Source organism: Aquimarina callyspongiae, assembly GCF_034322225.1.
Classification (GTDB): Bacteria; Bacteroidota; Bacteroidia; order Flavobacteriales; family Flavobacteriaceae; genus Aquimarina.
In genome coordinates this window covers 794,460-813,113 of record NZ_JAXLPA010000003.1, presented here as the reverse complement: position 1 = coordinate 813,113, position 18,654 = coordinate 794,460, and the positions used below count along the sequence as shown (strand labels likewise).

Below are 18,654 nucleotides of genomic sequence, written 5' to 3'. Positions count from 1 at the left end.
AAGTTTTTAACACCTTGATTTTAATTTGTCTTCGACAGGCTCAGACTGACAAAACCTAAATATCAATACTTTTTAGGTAGTCTCATTATTCAATAACGGACACTATTCTTTCCTGAATTTTTGATCATAACCGCTTTGTTGTAGAAATTCTATAGGATCTGTGAGCTCAATAATATCTATAATAGCTTGTTCTTTACTTTTAGCGTTGTTATAATAAGATTCGGCAATTTTATAACCTATATAGTATCCCAGATCAGCAGGCTTTTCTTTTGCGGTACTATAATTATACATCCATTTCCTGAACTCATTAGAGCATAACTGCGATTTAAATTCTTTCCATAATTCTTTTTCGTGTGTATTTCCATATTCATGAAGCTCCTGATTAATGTTTTCACCTACCAATAATTCTCCAATAAAATCACAGAACCCTTCCTGCATGGTTTGCTTAAGAAGTGTACATTGTATAGCATCAGGATTAGACTCAAATATTTGCTGACTATGTACGCATTCATGTGCGACAATATTTTTAAGCTTTTGAACAACATCTCCTTCATACGACAGAAACGGAAGTAAATTGCTGTAGGGAGGTTCAGAAAATTCTGATAAATCTGTTTCTATTGTTGAGGTACTCATTTCACTACCAATCAAAACAAACTCGTTACTGATAGTCCCGCCAGTACGTAAAATACCTATCGCAAAGCAAACCTTAAAAGGCTTAAAATTGGGATATAATTTTTTAAAATTCTGAAATACTTCCTGGATTAGAGGCTCCGCTTCTTTAACCTTATATGTTTGTTGTCTGATCGAGTTATAAAACTTGGGAAATGACCCCACAGCTTTTACATAATTTTCTGCTGTCAATGCTGGTCGAACGCGTATAAATTCTTTAAACCCATCAGTAGCTCTATCGATATATATGCGCTGGAACGTACTGATGCTATCTTTTTGGGTTTTGCAGTTTTTTAATGCATCAAATGCTTTCCAGAAATGATCAATATCAAGAGTTTGTACATTTTTAGCATTTTCTGGGGCGAGTTCTAATCTGATCTTTTCTCTTTTCTTAAGTTCTGCTTTAGAGAATTGCCTGATATATATAGAAATATTGCTATGACTATCAGTTTCAGTTACGTCAAAAGGTTTTATTTTTAAAAGATAAGAGCTTGTTTTGTCAGTAGCAAACTCAAATTTTTCTTTTCCGTTTTTGCCTGTAGGACTATCATGTTTTATGAGTTCTGTTTGTTGCGCATCTTCTAAAAAAACTACAACGTCTACTGCATTTTGCTGTATATTGAATTCATAGATCTCTCCTTTTTTTAGATGAAGTTTATACGATAACATTGCCTCTTGCATAGGAATACTATCATAGACTTTACCAACTTCAATAGAAGAAGATTTTTGACCAAAAAGAACATGGCAAAACAGTGTAAAAAGCAGAAATACCTGGAATTTTTTCATAGTAAGATGATTGACGATGATAAATATATTCTTTTTAAAGATTTGTTTTAATTGAGATTGTTACATTTTTAAAGGATGTAATGTGTTTTCTTTAACTAGAGATTAGAATTGTTAACATTGTGGGATTTCAATTGATTTTGTCGTAATTTTCAGCTTATAGCTTTAAAAAGTGGATATTACGCGAAGAAAATTTGTAAAAAACGCTTCATTTGGGATGTTATTGATGACACTACATCCCGAAACTTGCTTTGCAAATAATCCTGATAAAAAGAATTCCTCTTCTCAATTTGATTTAATAAAAAATATACATCTTCTAACCAGTACTTCTTTGCAAGAGATGAAAGAGTTTTATGTAAATAAGCTTGGGTTAAATATATTAACAGAAAAAAGAGATAAGGAAATCACGTTTATTGCAGGAAAATCTACATTGACGTTTACAAAAACTAATCAGGATTTAGGAAACCCTTGGTATCACTTTGCTTTTAACATTCCAGAAAATAAAATACTAAAAGCAAGAGCTTGGCAGCTAGAACGATCAGAACTGATACTTACCCCCAAAAGGTTGAGAGATCCTAATTATCCAAATGATGTGCGACATTTTAGAAACTGGAATGCTCACTCTGTATTTTTTTGGGATCCCGCAGGAAATGTGCTGGAGTATATAGCCAGACACAATATGAAAAATCGAAGAGAAGGAGCATTTACCTCAGATGATATTTTAAATATTAGCGAAATAGGTTTTGTGGTAGACGATCAACAGGAAGAAGCAAAAGGTTTACATAAAAATTTAAATCTTGATGAGTATCCTAAAGGAAGTAGTTTTTGGTGGTCAATGGGGGATGAAAACGGGTTATTATTGTGTCTTCCAAAAAGGATTTGGGGCGAGACTACAGATACTCCTAAGAAGTTTGATGTGTTTAAAACGGAAGCCACTATTATCGGAAATAATAAGAAAGAATATTATTTTTCTAATTTCCCGTACAAGGTAAATATGATTAAATAAAATATATGTTAGATAAGTACAATGAACATTTATTATTAATAGGAAGAAATTATGCCTTTATATTTTGTGCAGCACTTTTATCCTTAACCTCCTGTCAAGAAAAGAACAGAGCCTATGAGATAATTGAAAACTCATTACAAGCTCACGGAGGAGTAGAGAAGTGGCAACAGGCTACAGAACTCTCATATAAAAAAACGACTATTCTGTATGATAGTGTTGGTAATATAGAGAAGAAGATTATTCAAAAACATACCAATACATTTCAACCAGTTTTCTCTGCAGAAATGCAATGGATTGAAGATTCTATTTCTAAAAAAGTGATTTTTAAAGATAATCAGATCTCTGTTTTATATGATAATGTACTTCAAAATAACTCAAATCAAAAACAACAGTATCGTAAAAATATTATTGCAGCTAATTATGTGATTTGGCAACCGTATAAACTACTTGATACAGATGTTACATTAGATTATTTGGGGGAAGAAAATATTGACGACAAAACAGCTCATGTAATTCAAGCTTCGTATTATAATGATGATGATTCTCCTGCGAATACCTGGTGGTATTATTTTGATGTTGAAACCTACTTACTCCTTGGTAATATGGTTCATCATGGTACTACTTATAGCTATATCAAAAATATTAAATACGAAAACCAAACTGGTTTATCGCTTAATGCTGAGAGAAAAAGTTATATGACCGATAGTCTTAGAAATATAAAATTTCTAAGAGCTAATTATTTTTATGAAATTTTTGATTTAAAATAATTTTTGGAATAGATTAAAAGACCAATGTTTAAGCGTGTATTCTTATCGTTTAAATATTTTGATCTTTAAATTGTTTAGGTGTTAAGCCAGTTTGTTTTTTAAAGACTGTATAAAACACTGATTTAGAATTAAAACCTGCCTCGTAGCCGATTGATAAAATAGTATATCTGCTGAACTCTGAATCTAAGAGCATTCTTTTTACCTCCTCGATTCGATAATCATTGATATATTCTGAAAAGTTTTTATAAGTAACCTTATTGATGACTTGTGATAAATATCCTGGACTAATACCTAACCTTTCTGCAATGATATCTAAACTGATATCGGCATTTTTATAGAGTTTCTTTTTTGTCATTAAAGACACTAACTTTTTGTACGTTGGATTGTCTTTTGAGAATGTGTTATTGTTTTTTTTGGCTTGATCTTGAGTTTGTTTTTTTATCACTGGTATAACCGGTGTATCTTTTATTTTATAAAAATGATTTAACCCAGAACGATAAATCCAATAGAAGGTTAAAGGTACGCTTAACCACAAAGGATAGGATCGCCAGATACCTTTCTGATTTAATAGTAAAGCCAGGATATAAAGAATACAAGATAGTAAAACAAAAAAAAGAGCAGTTTTAAGTGATATAATTCTGGAAGATAGAAGTTGTATAAGCTCTTTTTGTCTAATAAAGAGCTCTTTAATTTTTCCAGATGAAATTGTAATAGTATTCATTTTTTTGACTGACTACATTAATGAATAGTTATGCTATAAATACCAGAAATACGATTATCCTGTATAACACAACATAGCTATATATGCAAATGAGATAGATACCTCTAAGCTTTCTTTACAAAAGTCAAATGTATAGCTTGAAAAGTGTTATTTCCCCACCCGAAATGGGTAGTATTTTATTTTTTGAATCCCAAGGATTACAGGTGAGAAGAGGGATCTTTATGATTTACCTTATAGAAAACAAAAAACCCACAACATTACTGCTGTGGATTTTTTATCATTTGTTTAGTATTCTTTCTTGCCAATCTTTGATACTATTAGTTTTGAAAACTAGCAATAGTCACACTATTGGGCATTAAGGGTTTTCAAAAATGCCTTTTTACGTGATGTAAAGTAGTTATCGCATAATCAAAAAACAGTTACAGGCATATATGCCTGTAACTGTTTCCGTTTATTTACTCTTGTCGACCAAACTATCAACTTTATAGCTACTAACCGGAGACTAGAGGTAGATAGGATTTTTATTTTCGCTTTTCAAAACTATAAATATCTCCAAGCATTTTTTCATTTTCTTCTTTACAATGAATGAAAATTTCATTAGGGATACTATCCTTGAGGTTAATTTTAGTAATCTGATTACAATTATTCACTTCATTTCTAATCAACAACTTGCTTCCATCAACTGTAGGAACACTATTATAAACACCGCTAATAAAGAATTGCCCTAATTCCCTCCCCTCTTTTGAATAAAATATAATTGATGAGTTTGCCCTCTTTGAATCATCATACAATCCAGAATAAATTATGCTGTATAAAATCTTAAATTGAGCTGAACTGCTTTGAGTTTCACCTATATATGTGATTTTTCTTTCCAGTACACCTTTATCCACTGGCTCTTTTAAAAAATAGGTTTGACCTATTTTACCCTCACTTAACACCAATTCTTCTAAAGAAGAGCCAAAATCTTTTTTAGTCTTAATATTTTTACTCTTATCGTTACAGCCCAAGAGGATGATCAGTGGTGTGATATATTTTATCATTCTCATAATCTTTATCTTTAATAATTAGATGATTTGGGTTTTTTGGACTCATTTACCATAGTCTTAACATTACTTTTGTAATTTTTTACTCCATTACCGTTGTAATTATGGGTAGCACTACTCCAACCTTTGAAAGTAAATGTTGAGACTCCTGTGTTTTTATCATATGTAACCCCTCCTTTAAACCCTTTAGTCGCTAGTATTCTTATGCCGTAATAAAGAGATTTTGTTGCATTTAAGTCATCCGATTTTTTCATACCATAGGCTGATTTAAGCTTTCCATCTCCCCAATCTCCTGGATTGTTAGCGGTTAATATATCATCACTTTTCACACCTGCGTGGCTTTCCTGGATTGCAATAGCCTTAACCAATGTGGGATCCAAATCAGGTAAACTCTTTACAACATCCGATGGAATTTTATTACCACCTTCGGTGTAAAGTTTAAGCGTGCCATTTTCTTTACCTTGATTGAAATAGCCAGTTCTTGCAGCTATGAAATAATCATTTTCTTGATATTTAGAATCCGATACATCTTCTCCGGTAGCAGTTCTTGTTTGAATAATATTAGGCATAGGAACTTGTTTCCAACCCTTCGATAAATCATCTACAGATGCATAATTAGTAGTCTGGATATGAGTTTGAAATACTTCATCAGATTTTATTCTATGTGCTTCTTTACCATTTTTATTTATATATACAATATCTCTACCATCAGGATCGACCGCATTTATTAGATTATTGGCTACATAGGCATAAGGAGAGATGCTGTGATACTTCTCCGCCAATGGATCAACATTCATCCACCTACCCAGGTTAGCTTCATAATTTCTGGCTCCATAATCCAGCCACTCTAAACCAACTTCATTATTTTCTTCTTTTCCATTATATCCGTAAGGGTGTTCTGTTCCGTTTATCGCATTATTATACCCTTTATGACGTAACCCAAAAGGATAGTAGTTCTTTTCTTGGTGAATGGTTAAGTTTCCTTTAGAAAAGCTTACTTCATCTACATAAAAATAGGTAGTTTCATTGGTATATGTATCGTCCTTATCTATATGGAGTGAAATCTTGTTTCCTGCTTGTACTGTATATGGGATTGAGTAGGTACCTGTTTGTAGGTCATAATCTAATCCGGTATATAATAGATGATTGCCATCGCTATCTCTTTCTCTTATATACAGTCTTACTTTTGCATTTGTGTTCCCTTTATCAAAAGTACACTGCACCGTAAATTGATCTCCAGGTTGTACGGCAATGTCTGATAATTCATGTCGTATTCCTTCCCATTGTCCATTAACAGTTACTTTAAGTCTTCCATTAGTTATTTCAGTTTCTACATCGCCTTTTAGCCATCCTTCCATATCATTTGTAAAACTGGAAGCGACTATATTTTGGTAATCTCCATCACGATCTGAATATGACAAGCGGATGTTTCCTAAATGATCTGTGTATTGATATACATACTCAAAACCACCAAGTCCATTAGGTTCTATATACCCTTCAGGATGGTTTAAGAACTCTAATTGTCCATTTTTATAGATATAATTGCCTGCATACTCTGTTGTTGTCACAGAACTTCCCTGGGTTACCGTTTTCTTTAATTTGGTTCCGGTGGCGTCATAAATATACTGAATGTTTCCGTAGGTAGTAATATTAGATACACTTACGCTATTGGGTAAATTCAGGTGATTATAAGTAATTCCTGTAACCCCTTTGTTGGCATCGCTGGTCATATTACCATTTTGATCATAGGTATATTCAGTGGTAAGGTTCGCACTATCTTTAAACCCATACGTTGTATTTCCTCCTGGTAGTTCTTGTACACGGGTTAGCTTGTTTCCTTCTTCTACATAGGTATATTGTAAGTTATCCATTAACCCAAAATGAGTTGCTTGCTCATTGATATGTCCTTTACGTTGTAAAGATGTGATGTTCCCGTTTTTATCATAAGCGATAGAACTTAAACTGTACCTATCTAAATTATCAATACCACTTTTTATCCTGTTAAGCGCATCATAACTATATCGATACCAACGTAAAGAGTTATCACTAGCTGTTTTCCATTTGGTTTCTGCAATATTTCCATTAAACAGTGCCGTACCCTGATGTGTTGGTGAATTATAATTGATGCCAAAAGCAAATAAGTCGTTGGTCAGATCATCCGGGTTATTGATTTCTTTTAGCCATCCTCGAACATTGTATTTATAATCTACAGATTGTAATCGGTTTTGATCTACTTTTCCTCCAACACCTTTGTTTTGTAATTGTCCTAGCTCATCATAGGTGTTTTCAAAAATCACTTCTTCAGCTTGGTTATTTATTTTTTGGCTTTGTTTTTCTAACCTTCCTGTGTGGTCATGTGTAAAGGTATCTATGATTACAATGTCTGCGTTTCCATTTTTTGTATGCTTTGTTTTTGTTTTCAATACCTTGCCCACAAAATCTAATTTACTTTCTGTAATAGTGGTTGTTTGCAAATAATCATTCTTACTATATACATATACCGGACGGGCTTTTTGGTCATATCCTGTAATGGTAGTAATCCAACTTTCGGATGTACCTAAAACTTTTACTTTTGAGGTAGTAGTAAGTCCTTTTATCCTATCCGTTAAAGCAACTCCAAAACTATTGGTAGCCGGGTTGCGGGCGTCTGCATTCCAGTATACATACTTGTCATAGTAGTTAATGGTATAAACATCGTAATAAGGGATACCTGTTGGGAACGCATGATCGGTATAAAAAAACAAGGTATTAGGTTCTGTAGTTCCTACGTATGATTCGCTGGTTTTATCAGAATCATTGGCACTTGTTTGTACTTCAGTCCGGGTTCTATTGTCTTTATATATACCTGTATAGATAACCCTTCCCAGTTGATCGTACTTGGTAAACAACCATTCTTTGTTGTTTTTGGCCCTTTGTTCGGCATCTTGTGTTAAAATATGTCTATCTAACCTGTCGTATACGATATATTCCCATCCTTTTCCCGGGATTTTCTTTTCTACCAATCGATTTCTATTGTCGTAGACATATTGGTAACATAGTTCTGCAAGCTCAGTATCAGAGATACCATCGGCAGTATTGACCTTAGGAGGGATTACATAGGTAAGGTTTCCATAATCATCATATACATAATAGGTATCATGATCGGTAACGATATTATTTACTTTAGCATAGGTTCTTTTTAAAACTACTTGTCCTTGTTTGTTTTTAAACTCCGCTGTAGTATGTAATTTCCCACTAGCATCCGTATGATTTTCATCTTTGGTAATCATTTTATATAATGTCCCTACTCCATAATGCGTATCATTATCCTGTAAAGAAGGGATATAAGTTGTTCCTGTAAGAACGGTTGTAACAGCATACTTTCTTACTTCTTGGAGGCTGTTAGTATTATATTCAAACTCTATCTCATGTCCATTTCCTAATTGCCAATCGGTGCCTGGAGCAGCTTGTTTGGTGACTCTATTTAGAGGAGAATTATCAAATTCTTTTTCAGAATATGAAGTGATCAGGTTAATATCAGTTATTCCTGGGAAATCTTGAGAATAAGCTGTTTTATAATACGCTTGTGTAGCATTTTTGGTTCCTGTTTTTATTCCACCACCACTTGATAATGATGGATAAGGAAGGTATTCTTTATTTTGCCTTCCTAAATCATCATACTCAATATGGGTTACAATATCTTTTTCAGAACTACTTTGATTAATAGCAATAGCTTGTTTTGCTCTACCCAATCCATCAAAATAAGTAATGTTTTTAATGGCATCCTCATTTTTAGTAAGGTTTGCAATATCAGATACTGCTTTTTGGGGCACAATAGTATAGACATAATTTTCATTACTTAACTCAATACTTGGGCAACCATCTGCATTTCCTTCTCCGTGTGTTGTTGGGCAGGAATCATCACTATTACTTACATAACCTAATGGTTGTGTACATTGTACAACAGTATCATTAAGATCTCCTAATCCATCTCCATCAGTATCAGCATACCAGGTAACTTCTACACACGGACATCCAGTTACAGTCCCTCCTCCATGTTCAGTAGGACATTGATCATTAGCATTACTTACATAACCTTGCGGTTGTGTACATTGTACTTTTGTAGCGTTAGGATCTCCTAATCCATCTCCATCCGTATCAGCATACCAGGTTGTTCCTCCTATAATACCAAGAGTAACATCTATATAGCTTGATTTGATACTCCAGGTACCGCTATTACTCCTTGCTCTCAGGTAATACTTTCCTGAAGTCGTAGCAGAATAGGTAGTATTAGCGTTGGATGTACTGGTACCATTGTTATTGGTTCCTTGCCAATACCAGGTAACCCCACTTGGTGTATTCCCGTTTTTTTGTAATACAGCCTGGTTACAATCCTGAGAAGCAATGATAGGATTGGTTGGCATAGCAGGGGCAACTTCATTTACCGTTACCCTATAAAAACCTTCTGCCAACCCACCTCTTGTTGTAGAACCTACATAATCAATGTATTTGTTCCCGGTACTTGTCCATTTGATGGTAACAGTGGTTGTATTTTGATCTATTATGGTAGCTCCTTGTACGTGCCATCTTCCGGAGCTTAGGGCAAGACCCGAAGCAGAGGCTCTATAGGTGTTAGTATCATTAAGGTTGACATTGTTTTGTCCTGTGATGTTTACTTGTACAGTTCTTCCACCTGATCCTTTTCCTCTATCTTCTGATTCTATTGATTCAATAAGTTCTCGCTGTTGTGCTTTACTGATGGTAGTGCTCAATAGCAGGCATAACAGGCATAGCATCCTGCTAAGGGTATATATATTGTTTTGCATGACTCCTGGATTAGTTTTTGTAGTGGTATTTGTTTTTGCTTAAGATGTTTCCCTGTGCGTCTTTGATATATTCCAGACGGTTAAAGTTGTCATAGGTATAATACATCGTTTCTTCTCTGGGATCTGTAACGCTGGTAAGTCCTATTAATGGATCATAAGTATAGGTGATTACCAGGGTACCTTCTTTTTGAGAATAAACCGCTTGACGTAGATTATTAAGCCATACTCTCAGGGTATCTTCTGAAGCTGTATCATTATCTAAATCAGACAATGTTTGTAAATCTTCAATGTTTTTACCATAGGAATTAAGTAACCATTGATCTACCTCATTATAAGTGACATTTTCTATTTGTGCAATAGGAGAGGTTTTATTATATCCCCAGATATATACAATATGGGTACCATCAACTTGTGAAACTTCTAGTGGATTTCCATAACTATCGTATTTATGATAGATAAGTCTGTCTTCTAAAGCATCTTCAGGAGTTGTTGTATTTTCTGTTTTTTTGGCTCCTGCTTGTACTTTTTCCAGGGCTATTATATTACCGGGCGTAAATTCTTTATATTGTTTTTTAACCTGGTCAATAATTTCTCCATTTTTATTTTGTTTAATAAACAATGGTTCATTGATCATGTTTTTAGATGCTAATAAGGTTGAAGCATAACCAGGATTTCCAACGGCGTAGAACATCTCATTGGTATAAGTATCCGTAACACCTCCTTCTACTATAGTTTTAGTAACCTTTTTAGGTTGATAATTTATAGGATTGTACTCATACGTTTCTTTATTCTCAATTACGGATTGATTTCCTGAAGCATCGTAAAAATAGTCCTTAGTGACAGATTCTTTTAGTTGTGCCCAACCCGATTTTAGGTTATCTTTTATTATATAATGAGGTCCTCCCGCTCCACAGTTATAATAAAAAACAAGGCAAGATCCTAACGCACCACACATAGGAATATTTTTGGAAGGATTAGTATCTACATATCCTTGATATGAGTCATAAAATTGTATCCATTCGCAATTTTCATTACTATAAGCTTTATACGAAGGAGCTATAGTATTTTCTATAAAATTGTAGTTTGTATTCTCTACTTCTTTTAGTTTTTTATTGTCAGCATCATAAATTTCACTCTTTATAAGTAATCCTCTTTTAAAATCCAAGTTTGGAGAAGGGTGAAATGGATAACCAAAAACAGTTGCTGGTGTCGGATAATCCTGAGCAGTGGTATAGGTAAAACGTGAATATCCATTATTTTCTTCAGAAACCGTAACGGTTTTGTATCCAATATAGCTTCCCTTGGATAGTTGTGCTATTGTACCTTTAGTAACGACATCATATTGAACTGTTCTAGGAATGAATGATCCGGCAATATTTTCTACTCCTCCAAATAAATATTTTTTGGTATTGATATGATATCTGTTTTCTAAACTACCAATTTTACTATCTGCTACTCCTGTAGATTTATTTGGATTTATAGGATCTGAATAGGAATATGAGAATCTTCTAGTTTCTATAGGATCTTCAGGGTAGTTTTTATAAATAACTTCTTTAATTCGAACACCGCCACCAAATAAAAATTCTAAAAGAGTTCCTTGATTTGCAGAATGGTAGTCTATCCGTATATTTCCGGTAATAACAGGAAGATCAGGTGTTAACCCAAAAGGCACATATTTTAGATATAAATAATAATCCCCCGCACTTAAGTTAAGGTAAGTAGTTTCATTTCTTAACAACACACCTGTATCGTTAGGATCATTATTTTTGGACAAAATGACTTTAACTTTATCATTGTTGTTCACAAAATTGGTAATATTGGATAAGGTAATACTAACCCTTTGATCATGAGTAAGTGAGATTGTAGGTCTTCGTGCTATAGTAGTAATATTCAAAGGAGCATTAAATGTATTAGTGTACACCTGTTCCTGATTCGCATTATATGGATTCTCCAGATAATCTTCTTCAGTGAGTTCTACATCTCCCTTAAATGAATAAGTATTCTCTTCAAAAACAAACTGTTTTACTCCTCCTGTTGGATATTGAATTTGTGATAACAACCCTGTTTTGATCGTTTCAGGAGAATAAGTATCACTATGGTTATATCCCCAGGAATCACTTTTTGAATCAAATGGTGCTAAGTTATTTTTATTAGTATATGAGAGTTTATATACATTTGATTTTCCTGTGACGGGTTGTTCTGAAACTTGGGTCAACCAAAGCCTATCTGTTTGCTCATATGTAAATGAATATCTCTTGTTTTCTACTCCGTTAGATCCTTTGATAACAACATCGGTAAGCATCTCTCCGTCAGTTTCAGGGTGGTTTCCTCCTAAAGTAAAAGTAATAGAAGTACCATCTCTAAATACCATATTATCTAGCTTTTGAGTAATGGATCGTATTGTAGAATATGATAATGTCCTTTTAGGTTTTAGGATAGATTGGTTATAACTATTGTTTAAAAAACCTGTAGCATTACTTCCTAAAGACGTAATAGTATTAGAAGTTCTGGATGACGAGGTGATATAGTTTTCTAAAGAAGATTGGTAGGTGAGACTTGCAATTTCCTGATCATTACTAGTTGTAATCTTAGATAAATGCCAGGCTGATCTTACAGTATAACTACTGCCTGATGAAGAAATGATCCCTGTACTGTTACTTCCTTGTGGAACCGAACCATTAAATGAAATGGTTTCAGAATATTCTACTGTATCAAAATAATACTTATATCCTTTAGTATCGGTTACAATGAAACTGTTTAACTCAAAGGTAGAGGTGTCATAGTCCAGTTCAATCTTTACATTAGGATCATTGGACAATAATTTAGGGGTAAGTGTACTTCCGTTCTTTACAATTACAAATCTTCCTGAAGCTGATAGGATACTAAATTGATATAAATCTAATTCTGTATCATAATTATATACAGACGTTCCAATAGCATTCCAGGTAAAATCAGATTTATCAAAAGCATTGAGGTTATCATAATTCCAAAAATCAGGATTATGTAATACTCCTAATCGATTATTTATAAAACTTTCATCAGGAGCCCCTCTAACCGTTCTTGATATAGTACCTCCAGCAAATAATGACCATCCAGTGCCAGTCCACCCTGATCGACTATCTATCTTAATACCTTGCGTATTATATTGTAATGACAACCCTAAACTCAATCCCTGATGTATGTTTTTAGAAAATAGAGGGATTCCTATACTGGGTTGTCCTGTATAATTTTCGACAGGAACTTCTTCGAATTGCATTAAAGAAGCCACAGTTGGTGACGGTGGTACAATAGTAGGCATCCCAAATGGATTATTCCCTGAGGAGTTATCCTGCCCTCGTGTCAGAAGCCCAATGGAGAGCATCATTACTAAAAGAATGTTTTTTTTCATGTACTTTAATTGTTAAATATTCAAAGTTTTATATGAGGTTATAAGCTTAATGGAATGAGGATAGTACGTATGATGTGTATACTTTATGAAAATTCTTTTACTGGCTTTACGAATTATATTTCAGTAACAATAAACTCTTAAATTACCTTATGTAAAACAGTAAAGTAAGACTTGTTTTTTTTCTAAATACTCCTTAAAGTAAACAAGCATAATTTAATTTGTCCCCGGGCAAAATTAGATAACCGGTAATTAAATTCTCCCACCCGAAATGGGTAGTATTTTATTTTTTTATCAGGATTACGGATAAAGAGAGGGGGCTTTTGATCTGCCTTATAGAAAATAGAAAATCCACAACATTACTGCTGTGGATTTCTAATCATTTGTTAATGTTCTTATTTGTCTATCTTTGACGTCCTTAAGTCTTCAAAACTAGGGACAGGCAATATATAATTGGACTCAACAATTTCTTATTGTTTCTTAGTTTTTTGAGTTAAAATAAATTTTTCTTTATCAGAACTAAAATCAGTTTGATAAGTCAATTCCTTATTTGTTTTTATTGAACTACGATCTATTTTCTCTGATTCATCTAAACTTCTAGTCTCCAAAAAGCTTCTTTTTTGTAACAAGTAAGAATAATATTTATGCCAACCTGTTAATGAATCATAGTATTGATAAAAAAAGATTCCATTAATTTCAAACGAAAAAACTAAATCATCACTATCAATTGTGTATAATATAATCATATCGATTAAATCGACTCCTTTCTTTATATATAAAAAATTTATAATAGGATCATTGGAATGCTTATTCCTAAAGCTGTCATCATTGTTCAATTTCAATAAGCAATATTCTACAAAATTATTTGTTCTTGATTCGTAGGAAATTACTTTTTCATTAGGATATTTGGCATCTATAAGTTCTTTGGATTTTAAAAATTCAATAGCTTTAAGCTCATTTTCTTCCAACTTTTTAGATTGAATATTGAAATTAACATTATTATCAATAATATTTTTGTTTTCTAATTTACTTTTTTTCGTTTCAATAACTTTATTCTTAGCAATATTATGACAAGAATTAAAAAACAACGTATAAATTGTTAATAGTAGGGTATGATAAATATTCCATTTCATAGTAAACTATATTAATTAAACCTTCTATTGTTCAATCTCAAAATAACTATAAGTTGGTTGCTCATCAGAACCGTTATTAGTAGTTGAACCATAATTTTGCCTTGTTGTTTTGAATTGAAGATAATATTTCCCATTTCGAGGATTATACTTTAATGAAACCTCTGTCTTAATAACACCTTTATCGCTTTGATTTGTGGCTTCTGAATCTTGACTATGAAAAGAAATATTCTTATATCCTGTATTAGCGTCCAAAAGAGAGCTTTTCTTAAGGAAAGGACTGTTTTCATTTCTTAATTCGGTTCCAATTTCAAAGTGTAAATGTTCGTTATCTCCGGTTGATCCAGAAGCATTACCAGAAACTCCTGAAGTACCAATTTTCTGACCTGCTGTTACTGTGTCACCCTCTTCAACAGAAGTACTTTCTAAATGCGCATAAAATGTATAGTAAGTATCTGTTTGTTCTATTGTTTCTCCGTTCACAGTTTCAGTTCTTGTATGTGTTGTTTTTATCGTAATGTAATTTCCGTACGAAGAATTCGTGCCTTCTGCAACAACTTCTCCAGCCATAGATGACCTTATATTTGTTCCTTTTGCAGCATATAAGTCGTGACCAGCATGCCATTTACTTCCATTATTTCTAGTATATCCAGCTCCTAAATTACTTGCTCTATTAACTCTTATTCTTTCCATGTTTGATAAAGGGTTCTCACAATCAACTCCCGGTGGACAAGGAGATTCCCCATCTGGATCAATAAAAAATATTGGATTATCCCAAGCGTACGCATAAGGAGACTTATTATACTGTGTAAGTAAATCGGCCAATGGATCAACATTCATCCACCTACCCAGGCTAGCTTCATAATTTCTGGCTCCAAAATCCAGCCACTCTAAACCAACTTCATTATTCTCTTCTTTTCCATTATATCCATACGGATATTTTCTACCTGCAATGGTATTGTTATACCCTTGATGTACTAACCCAAATGGATAGTAATTTTTTTCTTCTACAATTTCCAAGGCATAATCATTATCTCCGTCAATATCTATATTATTACGTAAGATATCAATTTTTCCATCCTTATCCTTATCAGAGTACGAAAGCCGTATGTTTCCTAAATGATCTTTGTATTGATATACATACTCAAAACTACCAAGCCCATTAGGTTCTATATATCCTTCAGGATGGTTTAAGAACTCTAATTGTCCATTTTTATAGATATAATTGCCTGCATACTCTGTTGTTGTCACAGAACTTCCCTGGGTTACAGTTTTCTTTAATTTGGTTCCAGTGGCGTCATAAATATACTGAATGTTTCCGTAGGTAGTAATATTAGATACACTTACGCTATTGGGTAAATTCAGGTGATTATAAGTAATTCCTGTAACCCCTTTGTTGGCATCGCTGGTCATATTACCATTTTGATCATAGGTATATTCAGTGGTAAGGTTCGCACTATCTTTAAACCCATACGTTGTATTTCCTCCTGGTAGTTCCTGTACACGGGTTAGCTTGTTTCCTTCTTCTACATAGGTGTATTGTAGGTTATCCATCAACCCAAAATGAGTTGCTTGCTCATTGATATGTCCTTTACGTTGTAAAGATGTGATGTTCCCGTTTTTATCATAAGCGATAGAACTTAAACTGTACCTGTCTAAATTATCAATACCACTTTTTATCCTATTAAGAGCATCATAACTATATCGATACCAACGTAAAGAGTTATCACTAGCTGTTTTCCATTCGGTTTCCGCAATATTTCCATTAAACAGTGCCGTACCCTGATGTGTTGGTGAATTATAATTGATGCCAAAAGCAAATAAGTCGTTGGTCAGATCATCCGGGTTATTGATTTCTTTTAGCCATCCTCGAACATTGTATTTATAATCTACAGATTGTAATCGGTTTTGATCCACTTTTCCACCAACACCTTTATTGATTAATTGGCCGAGTGCATCATAGGTGTTTTCAAAAATCACTTCTTCAGCTTGGTTATTTATTTTTTGGCTTTGTTTTTCTAACCTTCCTGTGTGGTCATATGTAAAGGTATCTATAGTTACGATGTCTACGTTCCCATTTTTTGTATGCGTTGTTTTTGTTTCCAATACTTTACCTACAAAATCTAGTTTACTTTCTGTAATAGTAGTGGTTTGCAAATAATCATTCTTACTATATACATATATCGGACGGGCTTTTTGATCATATCCTGTTATGATGGTTGTCCAACTTTCTGATGTACCTAAAACTTTTACTTTTGAGGTAGTGATAAGCCCTTTTATCCTATCCGTTAAAGCAACTCCAAAACTATTGGTAGCCGGGTTGCGGGCGTCTGCATTCCAGTATACATACTTGTCATAGTAGTTAATGGTATAAACATCGTAATAAGGGATACCTGTTGGGAACGTATGATCGGTATAAAAAAACAAGGTATTAGGTTCTGTAGTTCCTACGTATGATTCGCTGGTTTTATCGGAACCATTGGCACTTGTTTGTACTTCAGTTCGGGTTCTATTGTCTTTATATATACCTGTATAGATAACCCTTCCCAGTTGATCGTACTTGGTAAACAACCATTCTTTATTGTTTTTGGCTCTTTGTTCGGCATCTTGTGTTAAAATAGGTCTATCTAACCTGTCGTATACGATATATTCCCATCCTTTTCCCGGGATTTTCTTTTCTACCAATCGATTTCTATTGTCGTAGACATATTGGTAACATAGTTCTGCAAGCTCAGTATCAGAGATACCATCGGCAGTATTGACCTTAGGAGGGATTACATAGGTGAGGTTTCCATAATTATCATATACATAATAGGTGTCGTGGGCTATTGAATTATTGTATGTTCTCTTCAAAACTACCTGCCCTTGTTTGTTTTTAAATTCTTCGGTTGTATGATTTTTAGTAGTACCGCTGTGGTTCTCATCGCGAGTGATGAACTTATAGAGCTCTCCTTCAAGATAGTATCCATTATTATCAGAAGGATCAGTATCTGTTTTTAAAGTTGGAACATACACTCCGTCGGTATATGCTGTAGTTACATAATGTAGTTTGACTTGATCAGTATTAGTGTTGCTCTGATAGCTAAACTCTATCTCATGTCCATTTCCTAATTGCCAATCGGTGCCTGGAGCAGCTTGTTTGGTGACTCTATTTAGAGGAGAATTATCAAATTCTTTTTCAGAATATGAAGTGATCAGGTTAATATCAGTTATTCCTGGGAAATCTTGAGAATAAGCTGTTTTATAATACGCTTGTGTAGCATTTTTGGTTCCTGTTTTTATTCCACCACCACTTGATAATGATGGATAAGGTAGGTATTCTTTATTTTGTCTTCCTAAATCATCATACTCAATATGAGTTACAATATCTTTTTCAGAATTACTTTGATTAATAGCAATAGCTTGTTTTGCTCTACCTAATCCATCAAAATAAGTAATGTTTTTTATGGCATCCTCGTTTTTGGTAAGGTTTGCAATATCGGATACTGCTTTTTGAGGGATAATCGTATACACATAATTTTCATTACTTAACTCAATACTTGGGCAACCATCTGCATTTCCTTCTCCGTGTGATGTTGGGCAGGAATCATCACTATTACTTACATAACCTTGCGGTTGTGTACATTGTACAATAGTATCATTAGGATCACCTAATCCATCTCCATCAGTATCAACATACCAGGTTGTTCCTCCTATAATACCCAGAGTAACATCTACGTAGCTTGATTTGATACTCCAGGTACCACTACTACTTCTTGCTCGTAAATAATACCTTCCTGAAGCCGTAGCAGAATAGGTAGTATTAGCGTTGGATGTACTGGTACCATTGCTATTGGTTCCTTGCCAATACCAGGTAACCCCACTTGGTGTATTCTCGTTTTTTTGTAATACAGCCTGGTTACAGTCCTGAGAAGCAATGATAGGATTGGTCGGCATAGCAGGGGCAACTTCATTTACCGTTACTCTATAAAAACCTTCTGCCAATCCACCTCTTGTTGTGGAACCTACATAATCAATGTATTTGTTCCCGGTACTTGTCCATTTGATGGTAACAGTGGTTGTATTTTGATCTATTATGGTAGCTCCTTGTACGTGCCATCTTCCGGAGCTTAGGGCAAGACCCGAAGCAGAGGCTCTATAGGTGTTAGTATCATTAAGGTTGACATTGTTTTGTCCTGTGATGTTTACTTGTACAGTTCTTCCACCTGATCCTTTTCCTCTATCTTCTGATTCTATTGATTCAATAAGTTCTCGCTGTTGTGCTTTACTGATGGTAGTGCTCAATAGCAGGCATAACAGGCATAGCATCCTGCTAAGGGTATATATATTGTTTTGCATGACTCCT

At 33.9% G+C, this 18,654-nt stretch carries 9 protein-coding genes; 2 read left to right on the top strand and 7 right to left on the bottom strand.

Annotated features, from left to right (window positions below; translation table 11 throughout):
- Positions 1 to 102: 102 nt before the first annotated feature.
- Complete coding sequence (locus U0D62_RS15785; protein ID WP_322288273.1) at positions 103 to 1,455, bottom strand: DUF2268 domain-containing putative Zn-dependent protease; 1,353 nt, start codon at positions 1,453 to 1,455, stop codon at positions 103 to 105.
- A gap of 169 nt (positions 1,456 to 1,624) precedes the next feature.
- On the opposite strand from U0D62_RS15785, the gene U0D62_RS15780 reads away from it, so the two are divergent.
- A complete protein-coding gene (locus U0D62_RS15780) occupies positions 1,625 to 2,458 on the top strand; it encodes a VOC family protein (RefSeq protein WP_322288272.1) in 834 nt (277 codons plus the stop codon).
- Positions 2,459 to 2,463: 5 nt separating this feature from the next.
- Positions 2,464 to 3,225, top strand: coding sequence for a DUF6503 family protein (locus tag U0D62_RS15775; RefSeq protein WP_322288271.1), 762 nt, complete (start codon positions 2,464 to 2,466; stop codon positions 3,223 to 3,225).
- A 49-nt stretch (positions 3,226 to 3,274) separates the two neighbouring features.
- Here the strand turns inward: U0D62_RS15775 and U0D62_RS15770 are convergent, their stop codons facing one another.
- From U0D62_RS15770 to U0D62_RS15745, 6 genes are all read right to left on the bottom strand, one after another.
- Positions 3,275 to 3,946 (bottom strand): helix-turn-helix domain-containing protein, encoded by a 672-nt coding sequence (locus U0D62_RS15770; protein WP_322288270.1) that lies wholly within the window; start codon positions 3,944 to 3,946, stop codon positions 3,275 to 3,277.
- Between the two features lie 521 nt (positions 3,947 to 4,467).
- Positions 4,468 to 4,992 carry a hypothetical protein gene (locus U0D62_RS15765; RefSeq protein ID WP_322288269.1) on the bottom strand — a complete coding sequence of 175 codons (525 nt, stop codon included), beginning with the start codon at positions 4,990 to 4,992 and terminating at the stop codon, positions 4,468 to 4,470.
- A gap of 11 nt (positions 4,993 to 5,003) precedes the next feature.
- Entirely contained in the window at positions 5,004 to 9,794 is a 4,791-nt protein-coding gene (locus U0D62_RS15760; RefSeq protein ID WP_322288268.1) for a DUF6443 domain-containing protein, read from the bottom strand.
- Between the two features lie 10 nt (positions 9,795 to 9,804).
- Positions 9,805 to 13,182: a hypothetical protein gene (locus U0D62_RS15755; RefSeq protein ID WP_322288267.1), complete on the bottom strand. Its 3,378-nt coding sequence runs from the start codon at positions 13,180 to 13,182 to the stop codon at positions 9,805 to 9,807.
- 467 nt (positions 13,183 to 13,649) lie between these two features.
- Positions 13,650 to 14,312 (bottom strand): hypothetical protein, encoded by a 663-nt coding sequence (locus U0D62_RS15750; RefSeq protein ID WP_322288266.1) that lies wholly within the window; start codon positions 14,310 to 14,312, stop codon positions 13,650 to 13,652.
- A gap of 24 nt (positions 14,313 to 14,336) precedes the next feature.
- A complete protein-coding gene (locus U0D62_RS15745) occupies positions 14,337 to 18,647 on the bottom strand; it encodes a DUF6443 domain-containing protein (protein ID WP_322288265.1) in 4,311 nt (1,436 codons plus the stop codon).
- Positions 18,648 to 18,654 lie beyond the last annotated feature (7 nt).